This window comes from Thauera sp. DNT-1 (assembly GCF_055393985.1).
Map to the genome: position 1 here is coordinate 574,895 of NZ_AP043752.1, position 19,481 is coordinate 594,375.

At 65.1% G+C, this 19,481-nt stretch carries 20 protein-coding genes; 13 read left to right on the plus strand and 7 right to left on the minus strand.

The genetic code is table 11. The features are described from left to right. The first annotated feature begins 1 nt into the window (after position 1). From ACZ5PP_RS02715 to ACZ5PP_RS02740, 6 genes are all read left to right on the plus strand, one after another. On the plus strand, positions 2–2,989 hold the full coding sequence (locus ACZ5PP_RS02715; protein ID WP_323030434.1) for a Tn3 family transposase: 2,988 nt from the start codon (positions 2–4) through the stop codon (positions 2,987–2,989). Positions 2,990–3,001: 12 nt separating this feature from the next. Further along, positions 3,002–3,349, plus strand: a complete 348-nt coding sequence (locus ACZ5PP_RS02720) for a YnfA family protein (protein ID WP_410171228.1) — start codon at positions 3,002–3,004, stop codon at positions 3,347–3,349. Between the two features lie 281 nt (positions 3,350–3,630). Then, entirely contained in the window at positions 3,631–4,410 is a 780-nt protein-coding gene (locus ACZ5PP_RS02725; protein WP_320368114.1) for an SDR family oxidoreductase, read from the plus strand. A gap of 69 nt (positions 4,411–4,479) precedes the next feature. Continuing rightward, complete coding sequence (locus tag ACZ5PP_RS02730) at positions 4,480–4,890, plus strand: VOC family protein (protein ID WP_153169484.1); 411 nt, start codon at positions 4,480–4,482, stop codon at positions 4,888–4,890. A gap of 224 nt (positions 4,891–5,114) precedes the next feature. Then, positions 5,115–6,815 carry an IS1634 family transposase gene (locus ACZ5PP_RS02735; protein ID WP_464826711.1) on the plus strand — a complete coding sequence of 567 codons (1,701 nt, stop codon included), beginning with the start codon at positions 5,115–5,117 and terminating at the stop codon, positions 6,813–6,815. Positions 6,816–7,696: 881 nt separating this feature from the next. Continuing rightward, a complete protein-coding gene (locus tag ACZ5PP_RS02740) occupies positions 7,697–7,942 on the plus strand; it encodes an RtcB family protein (protein WP_464826712.1) in 246 nt (81 codons plus the stop codon). Positions 7,943–8,074: 132 nt separating this feature from the next. Here ACZ5PP_RS02740 and tnpC (ACZ5PP_RS02745) read toward each other — a convergent pair whose 3' ends face one another. The 5 genes from tnpC (ACZ5PP_RS02745) to istA form a co-directional block, all read right to left on the minus strand. Beyond that, the gene (tnpC, locus tag ACZ5PP_RS02745) at positions 8,075–9,820 is read right to left on the minus strand and encodes an IS66 family transposase (RefSeq protein ID WP_012584783.1); all 1,746 of its coding nucleotides are present in this window, start codon (positions 9,818–9,820) and stop codon (positions 8,075–8,077) included. 22 nt (positions 9,821–9,842) lie between these two features. After that, a complete protein-coding gene (tnpB, locus tag ACZ5PP_RS02750) occupies positions 9,843–10,202 on the minus strand; it encodes an IS66 family insertion sequence element accessory protein TnpB (protein WP_012584784.1) in 360 nt (119 codons plus the stop codon). Further along, complete coding sequence (gene tnpA / locus ACZ5PP_RS02755) at positions 10,202–10,519, minus strand: IS66 family insertion sequence element accessory protein TnpA (RefSeq protein ID WP_012584785.1); 318 nt, start codon at positions 10,517–10,519, stop codon at positions 10,202–10,204. Before tnpA (ACZ5PP_RS02755) ends, tnpB (ACZ5PP_RS02750) begins: the two co-directional genes overlap by 1 nt. 78 nt (positions 10,520–10,597) lie before the next feature. Beyond that, positions 10,598–11,377 (minus strand): IS21-like element helper ATPase IstB, encoded by a 780-nt coding sequence (gene istB, locus ACZ5PP_RS02760; protein WP_464826713.1) that lies wholly within the window; start codon positions 11,375–11,377, stop codon positions 10,598–10,600. 42 nt (positions 11,378–11,419) lie between these two features. Beyond that, positions 11,420–12,946 (minus strand): IS21 family transposase, encoded by a 1,527-nt coding sequence (gene istA / locus ACZ5PP_RS02765; protein ID WP_464827075.1) that lies wholly within the window; start codon positions 12,944–12,946, stop codon positions 11,420–11,422. A gap of 159 nt (positions 12,947–13,105) precedes the next feature. Between istA and ACZ5PP_RS02770 the strand changes: the two genes are divergently transcribed. From ACZ5PP_RS02770 to ACZ5PP_RS02780, 3 genes are all read left to right on the plus strand, one after another. Then, on the plus strand, positions 13,106–14,161 hold the full coding sequence (locus ACZ5PP_RS02770) for an RtcB family protein (protein WP_464826714.1): 1,056 nt from the start codon (positions 13,106–13,108) through the stop codon (positions 14,159–14,161). Positions 14,162–14,245: 84 nt separating this feature from the next. After that, positions 14,246–14,836, plus strand: coding sequence for an HNH endonuclease (locus tag ACZ5PP_RS02775; protein ID WP_153168980.1), 591 nt, complete (start codon positions 14,246–14,248; stop codon positions 14,834–14,836). A gap of 55 nt (positions 14,837–14,891) precedes the next feature. Next, complete coding sequence (locus ACZ5PP_RS02780; protein ID WP_464826715.1) at positions 14,892–15,614, plus strand: HD domain-containing protein; 723 nt, start codon at positions 14,892–14,894, stop codon at positions 15,612–15,614. On the opposite strand, the gene ACZ5PP_RS02785 is transcribed toward ACZ5PP_RS02780, so the two are convergent. Continuing rightward, a complete protein-coding gene (locus tag ACZ5PP_RS02785) occupies positions 15,573–15,923 on the minus strand; it encodes a DUF2726 domain-containing protein (protein WP_464826716.1) in 351 nt (116 codons plus the stop codon). The genes ACZ5PP_RS02780 and ACZ5PP_RS02785 overlap by 42 nt on opposite strands. Positions 15,924–16,015: 92 nt before the next feature. Here ACZ5PP_RS02785 and tnpA (ACZ5PP_RS02790) point away from each other — a divergent pair, with 92 nt between their 5' ends. From tnpA (ACZ5PP_RS02790) to tnpC (ACZ5PP_RS02800), 3 genes are read left to right on the plus strand one after another with little or no spacing between them, the layout of a single operon-like run. Then, positions 16,016–16,333: an IS66 family insertion sequence element accessory protein TnpA gene (gene tnpA, locus ACZ5PP_RS02790; protein WP_012584785.1), complete on the plus strand. Its 318-nt coding sequence runs from the start codon at positions 16,016–16,018 to the stop codon at positions 16,331–16,333. Continuing rightward, positions 16,333–16,692 (plus strand): IS66 family insertion sequence element accessory protein TnpB, encoded by a 360-nt coding sequence (tnpB, locus tag ACZ5PP_RS02795; RefSeq protein WP_012584784.1) that lies wholly within the window; start codon positions 16,333–16,335, stop codon positions 16,690–16,692. Before tnpA (ACZ5PP_RS02790) ends, tnpB (ACZ5PP_RS02795) begins: the two co-directional genes overlap by 1 nt. A gap of 22 nt (positions 16,693–16,714) precedes the next feature. Continuing rightward, on the plus strand, positions 16,715–18,460 hold the full coding sequence (tnpC, locus tag ACZ5PP_RS02800; protein ID WP_012584783.1) for an IS66 family transposase: 1,746 nt from the start codon (positions 16,715–16,717) through the stop codon (positions 18,458–18,460). On the opposite strand, the gene ACZ5PP_RS02805 is transcribed toward tnpC (ACZ5PP_RS02800), so the two are convergent. Further along, positions 18,450–18,941, minus strand: a complete 492-nt coding sequence (locus tag ACZ5PP_RS02805) for a hypothetical protein (RefSeq protein ID WP_464826717.1) — start codon at positions 18,939–18,941, stop codon at positions 18,450–18,452. The genes tnpC (ACZ5PP_RS02800) and ACZ5PP_RS02805 overlap by 11 nt on opposite strands. A 260-nt stretch (positions 18,942–19,201) precedes the next feature. Between ACZ5PP_RS02805 and ACZ5PP_RS02810 the strand changes: the two genes are divergently transcribed. Continuing rightward, entirely contained in the window at positions 19,202–19,459 is a 258-nt protein-coding gene (locus ACZ5PP_RS02810) for a helix-turn-helix domain-containing protein (RefSeq protein ID WP_096447404.1), read from the plus strand. The last annotated feature ends 22 nt before the right edge of the window (positions 19,460–19,481 follow it).

The window sequence follows — 19,481 nt, forward strand, 5'->3', positions numbered from 1 at the left end:
CATGCCGCGCCGCAGCTTGCTGACGCCCGCCGAGCGCACCGGCCTGCTTGCCTTTCCGACCACTGACGACGACCTCATCCGGCATTACACCTTCTCCGAACCCGACCTGTCAGTGATCCGCCAACGGCGCGGCAACCACAACCGGCTCGGTTTCGCGGTGCAGTTGTGCTACCTGCGCTATCCCGGCTTTGCCCTGCCGACCGACGCGGAACCGCCCGCATCCCTGCTGAATATCGTCGGCCGCCAGTTGCGCATCGCGCCGGACATCTGGCCGCAGTACGCGCAGCGGCCGGAAACCCGGCGCGAGCACCTGCTGGAATTGCAGGCGTGGCTGAAGCTGACGCCGTTCGCGGCCGCCGACTACCGGCGCTTCGTCCACCAGCTCGCCGAGCTGGCCCAGCAGACCGACCGGGGTATCGTGCTGGCCGAGGCGCTGGTCGAGCTGCTGCGGCAGCAACGTATCATCCTGCCGGCCATCGATGTCATCGAGCGTGTATGTAGCGAGGGGCTCACGCGCGGCACGCGCCAGGTGTACGCGGCGCTGACCGCGCCGCTGGCCGATCACCATCGCCGTGCGCTCGACGGTCTGCTGGCGATCCGCGAGGGCACCAAGGGCAGCGGGCTAATCTGGCTGCGCCAGCCGCCCGGCCCGCCCAAGCCCAAGCATGTGCTGGCCCACCTGGAGCGGCTGAAGACCCTCCGTGACCTGGCGTTGCCGGATGGGCTGGAGCACACCGTCCACCAAAACCGCCTGCTGAAGCTCGCCCGCGAAGGAGGACAGATGACGGCCCAGCACCTGCGCGACCTGGAGCCGAGCCGCCGCTATGCGACACTGTCCGCGGTGATTCTCGATACCCGCGCCACCCTGATCGACGAGATCATCGACCTGCACGACCGTTTTATGGGCGCGCTGTTCAGCAAGGCCAAGCGCAACCACGCCGACCGCTTCCAGCAGTCCGGCAAGGCGATCAACGACAAGGTGCGGCTCTACTCGCGCATCGGCCGCGCCCTGCTGGAAGCCAAGCAGTCGGGCGGCGATCCGTTCGCCGCCATCGAGGCCATCATCCCGTGGGAGGTGTTCACCGAGAGCATCACCGAGGCCGAGCTGCTGGCCCAGCCGGAAGGCTTCGACTTCCTCGCGCTGGTCGGCGACGGCTTCAACCAGCTCCGGCGCTACACGCCGGCCCTGCTGGAAGCGCTGACCATGAAGGCCGCGCCGGCGGCACGCGAGCTGCTCGCGGCCGTCGATGTGCTCAAAGGGATGAACGAGCGCCAGGCGCGCAAGGTGCCGGACGATGCGCCCACGTCGTTCGTGCGCAAGCGCTGGGAAAGCCTGGTGCGCAACGAAGACGGGTTGGATCGGCGCTTCTACGAGCTGTGCGTGCTGTCCGAGCTGAAAAACTCGCTGCGCTCCGGCGACATCTGGGTGCAGGGCTCGCGCCAGTTCAAGGACTTCGAGGACTACCTGCTGCCGCCGCCGCGTTTCGCGGCGCAGCGCGACCAACGGGAATTGGATCTGGCCGTAGAGACCGACTGCGAGCGCTTTCTGGAGGCGCGGCTCGCGGTGCTGCAAGAGCAACTAGCAACCGTCGAGCGGCTAGCCGCCGCCAACGAGCTGCCCGACGCCGCCATCACCAGCACCGGCCGGCTCAAGATTTCGCCGCTGGACAACGGCGTGCCCGACGAGGCCGAGGCGCTGATGCAGCAGGCGTACAGCCTGCTGCCGCACCTGAAGATCACCGAGCTGTTGCTGGAGGTCGATGGCTGGACCGGCTTCAGTCGCCACTTCAAGCACCTCAAGAGCGACGCGGCGGCCGACGATCAACACCTGCTGCTGACGACCATCCTGGCCGACGCCATCAACCTGGGGCTCTCCAAGATGGCCGAATCCTGCCCGGGCGTGACCTATGCCAAGCTGACCTGGTTGCAGGCGTGGCACATCCGCGACGAGACCTATTCGGCCGGGCTGGCCGAGCTGGTCAACGCGCAGTTCCGTCAGCCGTTCGCCGCCTATTGGGGCGATGGCACAACGTCGTCGTCGGACGGCCAGAACTTCAAGGCCGGCGGTCGGGGCCACGCCGCCGGCCAGGTGAACCTGAAGTACGGCCAGGAACCGGGCGTGCAGTTCTACACCCACATTTCGGACCAGTACGCGCCGTTCCACACCAAGGTCATCAACGCCACGGTGCGCGACGCCACCCACGTCCTGGACGGACTGCTGTACCACGAATCCGACCTGCGCATCGAGGAGCATTACACCGACACGGCCGGCTTCACCGATCACCTGTTCGCGCTGATGCACCTGCTGGGCTTCCGCTTTGCGCCGCGCATCCGCGACCTGACCGACAAGCGCCTGTACATCCACGGCGACGCCAAGCAGTACCCGACGCTCGCCGGCCTGATCGGCGGCAGCGTCAACGTGAAGCACATCCGCACCCATTGGGACGAAATCCTGCGGCTTGCGGCCTCGATCAAGCAGGGCACGGTGACGGCCTCGCTGATGCTCCGAAAGCTCGGTAGCTACCCGCGCCAGAACGGCCTCGCGGTGGCCTTGCGTGAGTTGGGGCGCATCGAGCGCACGCTGTTCGCCCTCGACTGGATGCAGAACGTCGAGCTGCGCCGCCGCGTGCAGATCGGCTTGAACAAGGGCGAGGCCAAGAACGCACTGGCCCGCGCCGTGTTCCTGAACCGCCTCGGCGAAATCCGCGACCGCAGCTTCGAGAACCAGCGCTACCGCGCCAGCGGCCTCAACGTGGTGGTGGCCGCCATCATCCTGTGGAACACGGTCTACCTGGAGCGGGCGGTCCAGGCGCTGCGGGACTCGGGCAAGGACATCGACGAGAAACTATTGCCGCACCTCTCGCCGCTCGGCTGGGAGCACATCAACCTGACCGGCGATTACATCTGGCGGCAGAACAAACACGTCGAGCAGGGCAAGTTCCGGCCGCTGCGTTTGCTTGAAGGGGCACCGCTGGCAATGTCTTCGTAAGGTTTATCAACTGTGGAGCTGCTGATCTTGATTCTGAAAACGACCGGACTGTTCATCGCAACAGCGCTTGCCGAGATCGTCGGCTGCTTTCTGCCTTACCTGTGGCTGCGCAAAGGCGGGCCAATGTGGCTGCTGATTCCGGCAGCGATGAGCTTGGCGCTGTTCGTTTGGCTGCTCACGTTACACCCAGCCGCCAGTGGCCGCGTCTACGCCGCCTATGGTGGCGTTTACGTGGCTACCGCGCTGGTTTGGCTTCGGGTCGTCGATGGCGTGAAGCTGTCCACGCTGGATTGGGCTGGGGCTGGAGTCGCGCTACTTGGCATGTCAATCATTGTGCTGGGCTGGCACGACAAGGCTTAGCGTACGATTTTTTCCGTTTCGTGAGCTGACCCCTTGAAGGTCGTCCGTTCGTCTGTGCTTGAAAACTGAACATAAACACAAAAGATGTATAATTTAAGCGGAGTATCCTACCGTTGCTCACGGTGTGATTTGATCTATGTCAACAAAATGGCCGGTGGTGCCCCTCGACTAAACGCGAGATGCGCAGGCTTGTGTGGCTTTGTGGAAGTTGAACACTTTTCCCGTAAAGTGGATCAATGCCGTCCCTGCGAGGCAAGTTCAAGACGTGGCAGGAGAGCTGAATGGATTTCGGAATCAATGGACGTCGGGCGATCGTGTGCGCCTCCTCGCGCGGCCTTGGAAAAGCCTGTGCCTTGGCGTTGGCGCGGGAAGGCTGTGCGGTCATCCTCAATGGACGTGACGAGGAGCGCCTGAGCTTGGCGGCAGACGAGATCGCGCGGGAGACCGGAGTGAGGCCCGCCACCGTCGTTGCCGACCTCGATACCGAGCGAGGGCGGCAGCTTCTGCTTGCCGCGTGCGATGAACCGGACATCCTGGTCACTAATAACGGCGGGCCCGCGCCCGGCAGGATCGAGGATTGGGATCACGCAGCGTGGCTGGGCGCCATCGAAGCCAACATGCTGTCCGGGATACTCCTCATCCAGGCCGTCGTGGGGGGAATGCGGAAGCGCAAGTTCGGGCGCATCGTCAATATCACCTCCGCGATGGTGAAATCGCCGCAGCTCCCGCTCGGGCTTTCGACTGCCGCGCGCACCGGATTGACGGCCTTCTCCAAGGCGCTATCGCGAGCCGTCGCGCGCGACAACGTCACGATCAATAACCTGCTGCCGGAGCGGATCGAAACCGACCGGCTGCGCTACATGATCGAACAGCAGGCGACGAGAGCCGGGTGCAGCTTCGAGGAGGCCCGGCATGACATGCTCAAGCCCGTCGCTGCAGGCAGATTCGGCCGCCCCGAGGAGTTCGCCGCCGCATGTGCGTTTCTGTGTTCAATGCAGGCTTCCTACATATCGGGACAGAACTTGCAGGTGGACGGTGGAAGCTACAGCGGGCTCATGTAAGAGCGCTCACCCGCTGCAAACCACGGCGTCCGGCCGCCTTACAGAATTCAACCTCCGTCGGAGCAATTCATGATCACGCGAATGGACCACTTCACGATCGTTACCGATCGCCTCGATGTGACGCGTCGCTTCTACACGGAACTGCTCGAGATGGAGGAAGGGCCGCGTCCGCCTTTTCCCGTCCCAGGCTGCTGGCTCTACATATCGCAGCAACCCGTGCTGCACGTCATCAGTGTCAAAGAGATGCCCGAGCCGCGTCGGGGCGTTCTCGACCACATGGCATTTCGTGCCGAGGGACTGGTGCGCACGCTGAATCGCCTGGATGCCGCCGGCGTCAGCTACCGCATCATTCGCGCGCCGGGCGAACTGCACACGTGGCAGGTCTTTTTCATGGATCCGAACGGGGTTGAAGTCGAACTCGACTTCGACCCATCCGAAAGCGGTCCCCATGATTGGAAAACGCGGAGGGCGGCGATTTAATTGGGGCGACTGGAACTCAAGCACGAGCGACTAGCCCGAACTTTGCCCCCAACAACTCAGCAACCCGGGGTTCGACACTTAACCCCGATTTTCGCCCCTTTTCGGAAAGTGCCTTCAGCACCGGCGCGGGTTTCAAGGCCATGATCGCAAAAGTGCTGTGGTGGCACGTTTGTAACAGTTACCGTCAAACTTGACGAGGCCTTGTGCCTGGTTAGAGTGGCGGCATGCACGTCAAGCTCACCACCTCCGGAGGCCGCCGCTACGTCCAGCTCGTCGAGTCCTATCGGGACGAAGTGGGACGGGTGAAGAAGCGCACCGTCGCCACGCTCGGCCGTGCCGAGCAGGTCGATGGTTCGCTCGACGCGGTGATCAACGGCCTGCTGAAGATCACCGGTCGCGAACCGATGGGCGCCAAGCCGCCGGCACCCACGGTATCGTTCGAGTCCGCGCGCTCGCTCGGTAACGTGTGGGCGCTGACCGAGCTTTGGAGATCGCTCGGCTTTTCCGGGCTGCGCCGGGTGTTTCGCCGCACGCGCCGCACCACGGACGTGGAAGCGTTGCTCCGGCTGATGGTGCTCAACCGCCTGTGCGACCCCGAATCCAAGCTCGGCGTGCTGCGTTGGGTACAGACGGTGGCGCTGCCCGACTTCGGGCCGAAGGCGGTGACGCACCAGCAGTTGCTGCGCAGCCTCGATGCGCTGATGGATCACCAGGACGAGGTCGATGCCGTGGTCGCCGGGCTGCTGCGCCCGCTGATCGACCAGGATCTGTCGGTGGTGTTCTACGACCTCACCACGATCCGTAGCGAAGGACTCAGCCAGCAGCCCGGCGACGTGCGCCAGTACGGCATGGCCAAGGAGGGGCTGATTGCCCGCCAGTTCATGCTCGGCGTGGTGCAGACCGCCGAGGGGCTGCCGATCTACCACGAGGTGTTCGACGGCAACACGGCCGAGACCCGGACCCTGTTGCCCACGCTCTCCAAGGTGCTCGAGCGCTTCCCGTCGGTGCAGCGCCTGGTGCTGGTCGCCGACCGGGGGCTGCTCAGCCTGGATAATCTGGAAGCCCTGAAGGCCGTGCGCCTCGCCAGCGGCAAGCCGCTCGAATTCATCGTCGCGGTGCCGGGCCGCCGTTACAACGAGTTCGTCGATCTGCTCGAACCCTTCCACGAACAACAGTGCGCAGCCGCCACTCAGGAAGTGATCTCGGAGCACGCCTGGAACGACCTGCGGCTGGTGGTCGCGCACGATCCGGTGACGGCAGCCACGAAGACCGAGCAGCGCAATGCGCGTATCGACGCGCTGATCCGCCAGGCGGACCAATGGACGGGCAAGCTCACCGAGCAGGACGAAGGCGTGAAGCACCGGGGGCGCAAACTCTCGGATAGCGGCGCCAAGGCGCGCTTCTACCATGCGGTCAGCGAAGCGCACCTGTCGCGCATTCTCAAGGTGGATCTGGGTGAGGAGCTCTTCAGCTACCACATCGACGACAAGGCGAAGCGTCTTGCCGAAATGATGGACGGCAAGCTGCTGCTGGTCACAAACGCCGAGGGCCTCGCCGCGCAGAGCGTGATTCAGCGCTACAAGTCTCTCGCCGACATCGAGCGCGGCTTCAAGGTGCTCAAGTCCGAGATCGAGATCGGCCCGGTGTATCACCGCCTGCCCGAGCGGATTCGCGCGCATGCGTCGATCTGCTTCATGGCGCGGATCCTGCACCGGGTGATGCGCAGCCGACTCAAGGCGGCCGACGCGGGTTACACGCCCGAGCGGGCGCTTGAGCAACTGCAGCGCATCCAGCATCACCGGGTGCGTCTGAACGGCGGCGAGCCGGTGGCGGGAGTGTCGACGCTCAGCACGGAACAGAACGAGGTGCTTCATGCATTGGGGGTAGAAAAACCAGCGGCGCCGGAGCAGTTGGCGCTGTTGTAGTGGCATTTTTTAAAGTGCACTCTAGCAAAAACAATTACTTACGAGCGTAACTGTCGAACTCGGGAGCAACCTCTTGTGGAGACCGGGAGCGCGAGTGCCGGGTACCCCCGGGCATACGCGCTTCGAAACGGTTTTTAAGAAGCGTGAGTTACGGGACGTTCTTGACGCCATGACAAATGTTTTTCATGCCCTTCTCGCTAAGGGCGCTGAGTCTTACGGTCGCCGTTGGTTGGCTTTCGTAACTCGCGTACTTTACGAAGGTAGAACATCCAGTCAGTCGATGAGGACGGCGTGGTTCATCACGACGTAGATCAGGAGTTGGAGTGCCCCGCTCTATGCTCGCGGTCCTACAAGGGACGCGGTTTGGCGGAGTATGGGCATGTTTTGAAAATGCCTACCGTCACCTTGATTGTGACCCTGCGGATCAAGCCCTAGAACACGGAAGACTGTGAACGCGCACGGGGTGAGGCTGCAGAATACGGCGAGTTTGTATCGGGCTGATCGCCGCTGATTTCTTGGGGCGGAATTCGGAAGGGGGATAATGTCAAGTTCGAACCATAGTTCGAGTGTTGTTCCATCGCGATCTCCTTTCACCGAGAGACTGGATGTCCCCGGAAGAATTCTGCTTGCGCGGACGTCGCATTACCCACGCCGATGAAAACATCCCACCGCCCGTCCCGCCAGCACTCCGACCCCCAGCGGTACGCTGGGCAACAGCATGGGATGCAGCGTCATCGGCAGCACGAAACCGATGACCGTCGCGCAAAGCAACAGGATGCCCAGGCACCCGACTGCGTCTTTGCGCTCCAGGACGGGGCGTCGGCGCTCGAACAGTCGGGTGTCGGCATTGGATAGAGGCAGGGAAACGTAAGGGAGCAGTCATGCCCGTGAAGACCGTCCTCGACGGCAGCGCCGTACCGGTCAGGATCTGGACCGACGACATCGATGAAGGCTCGAAGGCGCAGCTCGCCAACATCGCGAGCCTGCCGTTCATCCACTACCACGTGGCCGCCATGCCCGACGTGCATCTGGGCATCGGCGCGACCATCGGCTCGGTGATCGCCACCCACCAGGCGATCATCCCGGCGGCGGTGGGGGTCGATATCGGCTGCGGCATGTGTCACTGACCGCCACAATAGAGCCACCGATGATCGGCATATAGAAGCCACTCGAACCGGGCTCTGACGGACGTCGTTGGGGGGTCAAGAATCGATGTTTTTCGGGTAAGCGCTCCACGAACCCCATCCTTCCCGGGCTCTTTACGCCGTGATCAACTGCTCAGCCTTGAGATTCCAGGGCAGGAGGGCCTCGAAATGTTCGACGTTGGTCGCGGTGGGCAAGGCGCGCAGCACGTGGCGCAGCCACAGATACGGCTCGAAGCCGTTGGCCTTGGCGGTTTCGACCAGCGAGTAGAGGAGTGCGCTGGCACGCGCACCGGCCTGAGTGTCCGAGAAGAGCCATGCCTTTCTCCCGACCACGAAGGGACGGATGGCGTTTTCGGCGGGGTTGTTGTCGATCGGCAGATCGCCGCGCTCGAGGTAGCGCGTCAGACGCGGCCACTGCCGATGCAGGTAGCCCAGGGCACCCCCGAGCACCGAGGTGGGCGGCACGGTGGGGAGCACTTGGTCGAGCCAACGGCGCAGTTCGTCGATGACGGCGCGGCTTCTGCTCTGGCGTAGCGCCAGGCGCTGGGCGTCGTTCAGTTCGCGCGCGTCCTTCTCGATGGCGTAGAGCTTGCCGATCAGGGCCAGCGCTTCGTGGGCGCGGCCGCGCTTGCCGGCAGGCAGCACCTTGCTGGCATCGACGAAACGACGTCGCGCGTGCACCCAGCAACCGAGCCGGGTCACCCCTTCGGTGAAGGCAATTGCGCCGTAGCTCTCGAGCCCGTCGGCCATCAGATGCCCCTTCCAGCCTTCGAGCAGGCGTAAGGGCACCGCCTGCGCGCGGCTCGGATCGTACTCGAAGAGGACCACCGGCTTGCCCGGCGGTCCGCCGCGCTGCACCCACATCTGGCTCTTGCTCGTGGCTGCCCGGCCAGGCTCCTTGAGCACCTGCACCGGGGTTTCGTCCATGTGGATGACGTCGTGCCCGAGCAGCACGTCGCGCATCAGGTTGGCGAGCGGCTGCAGCGCCTGGGCGGTACCGATCACCCAGCGCGCCAGGGTCTGGCGCGGCACAAGCACGCCTGCGCGAGCGAGCACGTACTCGAAACGCGCCAGCGGCAGCCCATCGACGTACTTGATGACGATCAGCAAGGCCAGCAGGTCGTTGCTGGCGTTGCTCTTGGGCAGCACCTGCGCCGGGGCGCGGGCGGTGACCGGCGCCTGGTCGCCCTCGGGGCAGCCGTAGCGCTTGCGGATATGGCGCAGCACACGCACCTGCATCGGGACGATGTCGAGCTGTTCGCTGACGTCCTGGCCGATCTCGACCATGGGCGTGCCGCAGGCGCAGGTGCGCTCGGCCTCGGGGACGTCATGGACGACGTCGATGCGCGGCAGCTCGATGGGCAAGGGCTTGCGCTTACCACGCGCCTTCTTCTTGCCGGTGTCGGCGGACGCCTCACCCGTCGTCTCGGTGGCCGGCGGCGGCAAGGTTGCGGTGTCGAGCGCCTCGGGTGCGGACTCGGCCAGCGCCTCGGCCTCGTCGAAGAGCCAGGCCTGGCCCGCGTGCGATTCGCTGCTGGGCCCGAACATGCGCCGACGCGCCAGGCGAAGCTGCTCGTAGAGCTCGAGGATGCGTGCCTCGAAGGCCTTTTGCAGTTCAGCCTCCCGCGCATCGAAGGCTCTTTGGCGTTCAGCCTCCCGCGCATCGAAGACTTTCTGGAGTGCGGCCTCACGGGCCTCGAAGGCTGCCTGCCGTTCGGCTTCACGCGTCTCGAAGGCACGCTGCTGTGCCAGCAACAAGGCTTTGAGCGTTGCTGGATCGTCGGGCAACAGCTCGGCCAGGACGGATGCGCACACGCCAACGGAAGGGTTCGAGCGAGGGGCGGCGGTACGTTGCGGCATGCCGGAATTATACCCGATCACGCTACGTAACTGATTGGTATTGCAGCGTTTTATGCGGCCTTGCCGCCCACAGATCGAAGCCCTCAAGCAGCCATTCGAGCTCCTTCATCGTCAGTACGCAGGTGGGCTCGCCCGCCTCGGCCGCCGGCCAGGCGAAGCGCTCGGCTTCGAGCCGCTTGTACCAGAGGCAAAAGCCGTTGCGGTGCCAGTACAGCGCCTTGAGCTTGTCGCGGCGACGGTTGATGAACAGGTACAGTGCGTCGCCGAACGGGTTCAGCCCCAGCTCCTGCTCGACCAGTGCCGACAGTCCGCCGATGGATTTGCGAAAGTCGATCGCCGGCCGGTACAGATACACCGCACCGATCGAATGCCCCGGGTGCATCAGCGCCCCCGCTCGGCAAGGGCCACCGACAGCGCGGCCAGCCAGTCGACGCCGGGCAGCATCGCGCATTCGAGCCGCAACTGCGCGTCGATCACCACCGTGCAGCCCGCGCGGGGCGTCATCGAGGGTTCGATCTGGATCGGGACGAATCCGCCAAGCTTGGCGCGGCTACGACGGCCACCGGCCACCAGGCGCTTGCGCCACTGGTAGAGCGCCTGCGGCGACAGCCCCTCGCGCTCGGCGTACGCCTTCGTGGTGATGCCCTCGGCTTCGATTGCCGACAGGTGCGACAACCAGAACGTACTGCGCTCCGACATGCTCGTGCTCCCCGAAAAACGGAAGCCGAAGCATGAGGGCTCAACGGGGGCTACGTAAGGATGGGGTTCGTGGAGCGCTTACTTTTTCGGGGTGCTGGCAAGGGCGCTTTTCGCCCGATTCGGACCCTGTCGAGGCGCACGGTAAGAGGCCCCGTCGAGGGTGAGGCAGTAGGCGTTGTGGCGCAGCCGGTCGACGGTGGCCGAGGCCAGGAGCCGGTTGCCGGGGAAGGCCTGGTCCCACTCGGTGAAGTCGAGGTTGCTGGTGACGATGGTGGCAGCACGCTCGTAGCGTTCGGCGATGAGGTCGTGCAGATCCTCGTCGGCGGGCGCGCGAAGCGGCTTTAGGCCGAAGTCGTCGATGATGAGTACCGGCACGCGCGCCAGTTGCTGCAGCTTTCGCTCGTAGGTGCCGACCGCGCGCGCTGCGTTCAGGCTGGCGAGCAGTTGCGCGCACGAGGCGAAGATGACGTCGTGCCCCTGACGCACGGCGCAGTGCCCGAGCGCCTGCGCCAGATGGCTTTTCCCGGTGCCGCAAGGGCCGACGATCAGTACCGGGGCGCGCTCGTCGATGTAGCGCCCGGTCGCGAGGTCATGGACCAGGGCGCGGTTGGTCGAGGGCAGGCGGTCGAACTCGAAGCCTTCGAGCGTCTTGGTGGCGCGGAAGGCCGCGCGGCGCAGCCGGGTGCCAAACTTCTTCTGCTCGCGCCGCGCAATCTCGTCCTGGATCAGCAGGGCGAGGAATTCCGTGTAGGCGAGCTTGGCATCGATGGCCTGGCGGTTGCGGGCGTCGAGCGAGTCGAGGATGCCGGAGAGGCGCAACTGCTTGAGCTGCGGCGCCAGTTCGGTGGCAGGGTTCATGGTGAGGCTCCTTGGGTGAAGTGGGCGCGCGCGGCGCCCGGGTCAGTGAAACGTGGGGCCGTCGTCTTCGAACAGCGACGCGGTGGCGCGCGCGAAGCGGGCTCGGCCGGCATAAGGCTCGGGGGTGATCGTGCGCACCGGGGCGAGGTCGTGACCGCCGGCGAGGATGGTCTTGACGGTGCGGTAGTGCGGGCTGTCGTGGGCGATGGCCCGCTCGCATGCGGCCTCGAGGCGCGCGGCGCCGTACTGGCCCTTGAGCGCGAGAACGCCCTGGGCGGCCCGCAGGCGCTCGCTGATGCGATCTGAGAGCAGTTGCCCGATCAGCTGCGCGCAGGCGTCTCCGATCTCACGGGCCTGCTGCAGACACCAGCTGCGGTCGTGCGCGAAGAAGCGCTGGGCGGCCGGCGGCAGATGATCGGAGACGGTGCGCCGCTCGCCGGGGCGCCGCGCGCGGGCATGCGTGGCGACGGGCTTGAAGTCGTGATAGACGGTGACCACGGCGTCGGTGGCCCGCAGCCACAACGCCTTGCCCACCAGCGCGAATGGCACCGAGTAGAGCGCACGCTCGAAGCTGACGTGGCAGTCGCGATGCACCGTCACCGCGTGCCAGGTACCCAGATCCGGCGGCACCTCGGGGAGCGGCAGCAAGGTGCTGCGCTCGAGGGCGAAGGTGTCGAGCGGGCGCACGCGGGTGGTGCCGTGAATGCGCAGCCCGGCTTCCTTCAGCACCCACTCGCGCACCTGCGCGTTCAGATCGGCCAGATCGCGGAAACTACGCGTGGGCAGGAAGTTGCCCTTCACGTATTTGACGCCGGCCTCGACGATGCCCTTCTTCTGCGGGTCGTGCGGCGGGCAGGCGTCGATCCGAAAGCCGTAGCCCTCGGCACACTCGGCGTAGGCGCGCTGCACCTGCGGATCGTGCACGCACGCGCGGGTGATCGCGCACTTGGCGTTGTCGATGATGAGTCGCGCGGGCACGGCGCCGAACCACTCGAAGGCGCGACGGTGGCAACCGAGCCAGCTGCGCACGCTCTGGTCCCAGACGAACTCCACGTACTGGTGCCGCGAGAAACACAGCGTCATCACGAACGCCCACGTGCGGCGCAGCTCCCCCGTGGCCGGGTCGACCAGCTGGGGACCGGCGCCGAAGTCCACCTGCGCGGCCTCGCCCGGCGCGAAGGTGAGCCGCACCGTCGTCTCGGGCGGCTGCTCGCGGCCGATCTGCGCGATCAGCCGGCGCACGCTCGAGTAGTGCCCGCTGAACCCATGCTCACGCTTGAGCGTGGTGTGGATCACCACGCCGGAGACGCCCTGCCCGAGCCACTGCTCGACCAACGGCCGGTACGCGGCAATCGAGGACTGGGCCGTCGCCGGCAGCTTCGGCTGCCCGAGCGCAGCGGCGATCTCGGCGTCCTCGGGCAAGGGACGCTCGGGATCGAGCCAACCCTGGGCGCGAGCCAGCTCGCGGAACCGGGCCGCCTTGCTGCGCCCCATCAGTTTCGAGCGCGCGATCTCGCGCTCGGAGTCGCCCTGGCGCATGCGCATCAGGGCCTGGCGGTACTCGTACATCTCGATGCTCCTGCGGGCCACCGCCTACCTCCTGCCGAACAAAAAGGCAGCAGGGTAGCGAGGGACCGGTCAAGGTCGAGACGTCTGTCAGAGGGGAAGTGGCTCCATTACGCCGATCCGGCGCTGGCCTCTATGTGCCGATCCGCGACTGGCTCCTATATGCCGATCACGGACTGGCCTCAATGTGCCGATCACGCGGTGGCTCCATTGTGCCGATCATCAACTGGCTCCAATGTGCCGGTCGGTGACAGCATGGTCGCCGCGCGCCTGTCGCTCACCGCGAACGACATCGACGAGAAGCGGCTGAAGAAGGTGTTCGACCAGATTAGCCGCGATGTGCCGGTCGGCCGCGACCAGCATGCGGACGGCCAGGTGCTGGTCGACGCGGTGCGCCCCTTCGAGCCCGGCCTCAAGGCCCTGACCGAGCGTCACCCGCAATTGCTCAAGGCGTTCGGCAAGTTCTCGAAGTGGGCGAACCAGATGGGCACGCTCGGGGGCGGCAACCACTTCATCGAGGTCTGCCTGGACGAATCACAGCAGGTCTGGGTGATGCTGCACTCGGGCAGCCGTGGCATCGGCAACGCCATCGCGACGTACTTCATCGAGCTGGCGAGAAAGGACATGGCGCGCCACATGATCCACCTGCCTGATCGCGATCTGGCCTACTTTGCCGAGGGCAGCGAGCACTTCGCCGATTACGTCGAGGCGGTGCATTGGGCGCAAGAATACGCGATGGCCAACCGCCAGGCGATGCTCGATCTCGTGCTCGCGGGGCTGGCGCGCCACCTGCCGCCGTTTGCGGTCACGACCGAAGCCGTGAACTGCCACCACAACTACGTCGCCCGCGAGCACCACTACGGCGCCGATGTCTGGGTGACGCGCAAGGGCGCGATCCGGGCGGGGCAAGGCGAGCTCGGCATCGTCCCCGGCAGCATGGGCGCGCGCAGCTACATCGTGCGCGGCAAGGGCAACGCGGAGAGTTTCTGCTCCAGCGCGCACGGCGCCGGCCGGCGCATGAGCCGCACGGCGGCGACCAAGCGCTTCACCGAGGCCGATCTCGCACGCCAGACCGAAGGGGTGATCTGCCGCAAGGACAAGGGCGTGGTTGATGAGATCCCCGGCGCGTACAAGGACATCGACGAAGTGATGGCCAACCAGCGCGACCTGACCGAGATCCTGCATACCTTGAAGCAGGTGGTTTGCGTGAAGGGGTAGGGGTGACGCGTCGTCAGGCAATCTCTCACATCGCATGCCGGTCTTGCATTGATGCCGGATGCAAGCCGCCCATAGAATCCGCGCATGAGCACTCCACATCTCGATCGGCTTCTCTTTATGCAGGGCGGCCAGTGTTTCTTCTGCCGACAGCCCTTGCCTCGTGGTGAGGCCTCCATCGAGCATCTGGTGGCCAGCGCCAACGGGGGCACGAACAGCGAGGAGAACTGTGTCGCCTGCTGCCGTACCCTCAACAGCCTGCTCGGATCGAAGTCGATCAAGGAGAAGCTGCAGATCGTGCTGAATCAGCGCGGCGACTTCCGCTGCCCCCGGCCGCGAGAGTCCGCTGCCCCGCCAGGTGCGCTGCCCCTGCCTGAAGGCGATAACCTGACCCCACCGGTCGTGAAGTCGCCCGCTGTTGCCCCCAGTGCGCCTGCAGCGGCCGCGCCGGCTCGGGACACGCATCAGGAGCGACTTGCGCTCGTCCTCGAGGACCTTCGCAAGCGCGGCAACTCGCGACCGCGCAAGGAGGCGACCCTGATGACGACGATCCAGGCTCTGATCAAGCAGCGTACGAACCAGCCGATTTCCGACGCCAACCTGAAGAAGCTGCTCGCCGAACTTCAGCAGCGCGGGCAGGTGACGATCACGGAGGGCAAGGTTGCCTACAAGCTCTGATCCCAACGCTGGCGTCGCTGCGGGCCATGGGATTCCGCCGGACGCCGACAACCTGGTGCAGCGTGTCGCCGCCCGCATCCGGTCCCGGTTCGCCGAGGAGGCCTCGGGCCATGACTGGCATCACATCCACCGCGTCTGGCGCCTGGCTCGGAAGATCGCCGTGGCCGAGGGGGCGAGGCTCGACGTGGTCGAGTTGGCGGCGCTCGTCCATGACATTGCCGACTGGAAGTTCCACAGGGGTGACGACGCCATCGGGCCACGCGAGGCCGAGCGGCTGTTGCGCGAGGAAGGTGCTGGCGACGACCTCGTTGAGCCGGTCGTCGAGATCGTGGCGACGATCTCGTTCAAAGGCGCAGGGGTCCGGCAGCCCATGCGGACGCTCGAGGGGCTGTGCGTCCAGGATGCCGACCGGCTCGATGCGATCGGAGCGATCGGTATCGCCCGCTGTTTCGCGTACGGCGGTCATGCGGGACGCCTGATGTACGACCCCGAGGTGCCGCCCGTCCTGCACGCGACCGCTGATGCCTACAAGGCCGCGAAGGGGACCAGCGTCAATCACTTCTACGAGAAGCTCTTCTTGCTGAAGGACCGCATGAACACCGCGACGGGACGCCTGCTTGCGCAGGAGCGACACCGGTTCATGGCGTCCTTTATCGAGCGTTTCCTCGAGGAGTGGAACGTGGGCGAGGGCTCAGCCCATGGTCCAGCAGTGCTTGTGGAGGCCAGCAGCGACGCATCAGGCGGGAATGAACTTCGTTCCAGTGGATCGCGTTCGTAACCGCTTACCGACGTCAATGTTTGGAGCGACTTCTTCCGTCAGGAATGCATACCAGTCGTCTGTCGTCATCGTCTCCGGAGATTCGGCGCGCAGACGATAAAAGGGAAGTCCAACGAGACCGAAAATCGCGTTCTTCATCTCATCGCGGGTCTTGATTTCGGGCCGATCATGATATGAGCTATCGAGCTCGAACGCGGCAACGGGATCCCCTTCATCCGGCACGATCAACACCGCATCGACCCGGGAGTTCTTTGCGTAGGCCCACGTCGACTTACCGACGAGCTCACGCAGGCGACTGAACTCGATCATCTGGTCAAGTGTAAGCGCTCCACGAACCCCATCCTTACGTAGCCCCCGTTGAGCCCTCATGCTTCGGCTTCCGTTTTTCGGGGAGCACGAGCATGTCGGAGCGCAGTACGTTCTGGTTGTCGCACCTGTCGGCAATCGAAGCCGAGGGCATCACCACGAAGGCGTACGCCGAGCGCGAGGGGCTGTCGCCGCAGGCGCTCTACCAGTGGCGCAAGCGCCTGGTGGCCGGTGGCCGTCGTAGCCGCGCCAAGCTTGGCGGATTCGTCCCGATCCAGATCGAACCCTCGATGACGCCCCGCGCGGGCTGCACGGTGGTGATCGACGCGCAGTTGCGGCTCGAATGCGCGATGCTGCCCGGCGTCGACTGGCTGGCCGCGCTGTCGGTGGCCCTTGCCGAGCGGGGGCGCTGATGCACCCGGGGCATTCGATCGGTGCGGTGTATCTGTACCGGCCGGCGATCGACTTTCGCAAATCCATCGGCGGACTGTCGGCACTGGTCGAGCAGGAGCTGGGGCTGAACCCGTTCGGCGACGCACTGTACCTGTTCATCAACCGTCGCCGCGACAAGCTCAAGGCGCTGTACTGGCACCGCAACGGCTTTTGCCTCTGGTACAAGCGGCTCGAAGCCGAGCGCTTCGCCTGGCCGGCGGCCGAGGCGGGCGAGCCCACCTGCGTACTGACGATGAAGGAGCTCGAATGGCTGCTTGAGGGCTTCGATCTGTGGGCGGCAAGGCCGCATAAAACGCTGCAATACCAATCAGTTACGTAGCGTGATCGGGTATAATTCCGGCATGCCGCAACGTACCGCCGCCCCTCGCTCGAACCCTTCCGTTGGCGTGTGCGCATCCGTCCTGGCCGAGCTGTTGCCCGACGATCCAGCAACGCTCAAAGCCTTGTTGCTGGCACAGCAGCGTGCCTTCGAGACGCGTGAAGCCGAACGGCAGGCAGCCTTCGAGGCCCGTGAGGCCGCACTCCAGAAAGTCTTCGATGCGCGGGAGGCTGAACGCCAAAGAGCCTTCGATGCGCGGGAGGCTGAACTGCAAAAGGCCTTCGAGGCACGCATCCTCGAGCTCTACGAGCAGCTTCGCCTGGCGCGTCGGCGCATGTTCGGGCCCAGCAGCGAATCGCACGCGGGCCAGGCCTGGCTCTTCGACGAGGCCGAGGCGCTGGCCGAGTCCGCACCCGAGGCGCTCGACACCGCAACCTTGCCGCCGCCGGCCACCGAGACGACGGGTGAGGCGTCCGCCGACACCGGCAAGAAGAAGGCGCGTGGTAAGCGCAAGCCCTTGCCCATCGAGCTGCCGCGCATCGACGTCGTCCATGACGTCCCCGAGGCCGAGCGCACCTGCGCCTGCGGCACGCCCATGGTCGAGATCGGCCAGGACGTCAGCGAACAGCTCGACATCGTCCCGATGCAGGTGCGTGTGCTGCGCCATATCCGCAAGCGCTACGGCTGCCCCGAGGGCGACCAGGCGCCGGTCACCGCCCGCGCCCCGGCGCAGGTGCTGCCCAAGAGCAACGCCAGCAACGACCTGCTGGCCTTGCTGATCGTCATCAAGTACGTCGATGGGCTGCCGCTGGCGCGTTTCGAGTACGTGCTCGCTCGCGCAGGCGTGCTTGTGCCGCGCCAGACCCTGGCGCGCTGGGTGATCGGTACCGCCCAGGCGCTGCAGCCGCTCGCCAACCTGATGCGCGACGTGCTGCTCGGGCACGACGTCATCCACATGGACGAAACCCCGGTGCAGGTGCTCAAGGAGCCTGGCCGGGCAGCCACGAGCAAGAGCCAGATGTGGGTGCAGCGCGGCGGACCGCCGGGCAAGCCGGTGGTCCTCTTCGAGTACGATCCGAGCCGCGCGCAGGCGGTGCCCTTACGCCTGCTCGAAGGCTGGAAGGGGCATCTGATGGCCGACGGGCTCGAGAGCTACGGCGCAATTGCCTTCACCGAAGGGGTGACCCGGCTCGGTTGCTGGGTGCACGCGCGACGTCGTTTCGTCGATGCCAGCAAGGTGCTGCCTGCCGGCAAGCGCGGCCGCGCCCACGAAGCGCTGGCCCTGATCGGCAAGCTCTACGCCATCGAGAAGGACGCGCGCGAACTGAACGACGCCCAGCGCCTGGCGCTACGCCAGAGCAGAAGCCGCGCCGTCATCGACGAACTGCGCCGTTGGCTCGACCAAGTGCTCCCCACCGTGCCGCCCACCTCGGTGCTCGGGGGTGCCCTGGGCTACCTGCATCGGCAGTGGCCGCGTCTGACGCGCTACCTCGAGCGCGGCGATCTGCCGATCGACAACAACCCCGCCGAAAACGCCATCCGTCCCTTCGTGGTCGGGAGAAAGGCATGGCTCTTCTCGGACACTCAGGCCGGTGCGCGTGCCAGCGCACTCCTCTACTCGCTGGTCGAAACCGCCAAGGCCAACGGCTTCGAGCCGTATCTGTGGCTGCGCCACGTGCTGCGCGCCTTGCCCACCGCGACCAACGTCGAACATTTCGAGGCCCTCCTGCCCTGGAATCTCAAGGCTGAGCAGTTGATCACGGCGTAAAGAGCCCGGGAAGGATGGGGTTCGTGGAGCGCTTACGGTCAAGTGGATAATTCGGCAGCGCAAGTAGCGCAGGAAATCTCAGCGACAAGGCCTTGAGAAACGCTCTCTCCTGGCTACTCCTGAAAACCGAACGCCGGATTCCCATTGCGTCGGACGCGTTTGGATCGCCGAAGCGCATAAGTGTGCTGCTGACAACGCGCCGCACCTCAATGACGGGCTCGGAAAGAGCCTTGGCTGCTTCCAACTGCTTTCGATTGGTATTTTGGCGTCGTTCGGACCAACGTCGATGCTCGTCGCGAAGTGTCCTCGCGATAGCGTGCAACGCGCTTGAATCCAAGCGCTCGGCGAGGCCGAGGACGGTTGAGTAAGGAGCTGATATCTCACCAGCGAGAAGGAGCTGCTCATACTCAGTCAGTAGGTCCTCTGCTGCTTGCGGTGCTTCCAGGAGGAGACATAAGGCCTCGCCGGCGAGGGCCTTCAAGTAGTCGTCGTTCCTCCGGAAAACCCGAACCTCACCGTCGAGAAATAAAGTGACAAAGGCGGCATGCTCCCGCCGATGCAGATGCCCACGCAACGTCCGAATGACGCTTGCTTTATCCCTTGTCTGCACGAAGTCTCGTCGTCTAAGTCGTCAGAATCGAGTGGGAATGGTACGTGTCGGCGCGCCCATTGTCACTCATAGAGCGTCGCCTCATAGAGGCCACACTCCTAGCATCAGTCGAAAATCCATTTCCGACTGCTGTGACTTCTTCCTCCGACCCCAGGGTCCTCTTCGGTAAGCACCTTGCCGAGCTTCGCCGAAGCCGCGGATGGTCCCAGGAATACCTCGCGCTTGAGAGTGGTCTCGCGCGGAGTTACTTAGGCGGCGTTGAGCGTGGGCAGCGGAACATCGCGCTTCTGAACATCATTCGCTTGGCAAACGCGCTGGAGCTCCCGCCCTCTAAGCTTCTTGAGTACGAGGATCGCAACGGCGGCCGTGTTGCATCGGGCCTGAGTTAGAGGTCAATCGAGGGCCCGCACG

Coding starts and splice junctions, on each gene's coding strand:
- istA (WP_464827075.1), bottom strand. CDS start 12,946: ATGTACGAGTACCGCCAGGCCCTGATGCGCATGCGCCAGGGCGACTCC.
- ACZ5PP_RS02770 (WP_464826714.1), top strand. CDS start 13,106: ATGCCGATCACGGACTGGCCTCAATGTGCCGATCACGCGGTGGCTCCA.
- ACZ5PP_RS02730 (WP_153169484.1), top strand. CDS start 4,480: ATGATCACGCGAATGGACCACTTCACGATCGTTACCGATCGCCTCGAT.
- tnpB (WP_012584784.1), top strand. CDS start 16,333: ATGCACCCGGGGCATTCGATCGGTGCGGTGTATCTGTACCGGCCGGCG.
- ACZ5PP_RS02735 (WP_464826711.1), top strand. CDS start 5,115: ATGCACGTCAAGCTCACCACCTCCGGAGGCCGCCGCTACGTCCAGCTC.
- tnpC (WP_012584783.1), top strand. CDS start 16,715: ATGCCGCAACGTACCGCCGCCCCTCGCTCGAACCCTTCCGTTGGCGTG.
- ACZ5PP_RS02785 (WP_464826716.1), bottom strand. CDS start 15,923: ATGATCGAGTTCAGTCGCCTGCGTGAGCTCGTCGGTAAGTCGACGTGG.
- tnpA (WP_012584785.1), bottom strand. CDS start 10,519: ATGTCGGAGCGCAGTACGTTCTGGTTGTCGCACCTGTCGGCAATCGAA.
- ACZ5PP_RS02775 (WP_153168980.1), top strand. CDS start 14,246: ATGAGCACTCCACATCTCGATCGGCTTCTCTTTATGCAGGGCGGCCAG.
- istB (WP_464826713.1), bottom strand. CDS start 11,377: ATGAACCCTGCCACCGAACTGGCGCCGCAGCTCAAGCAGTTGCGCCTC.
- ACZ5PP_RS02715 (WP_323030434.1), top strand. CDS start 2: ATGCCGCGCCGCAGCTTGCTGACGCCCGCCGAGCGCACCGGCCTGCTT.
- ACZ5PP_RS02725 (WP_320368114.1), top strand. CDS start 3,631: ATGGATTTCGGAATCAATGGACGTCGGGCGATCGTGTGCGCCTCCTCG.
- tnpB (WP_012584784.1), bottom strand. CDS start 10,202: ATGCACCCGGGGCATTCGATCGGTGCGGTGTATCTGTACCGGCCGGCG.
- ACZ5PP_RS02740 (WP_464826712.1), top strand. CDS start 7,697: ATGCCCGTGAAGACCGTCCTCGACGGCAGCGCCGTACCGGTCAGGATC.
- tnpC (WP_012584783.1), bottom strand. CDS start 9,820: ATGCCGCAACGTACCGCCGCCCCTCGCTCGAACCCTTCCGTTGGCGTG.
- tnpA (WP_012584785.1), top strand. CDS start 16,016: ATGTCGGAGCGCAGTACGTTCTGGTTGTCGCACCTGTCGGCAATCGAA.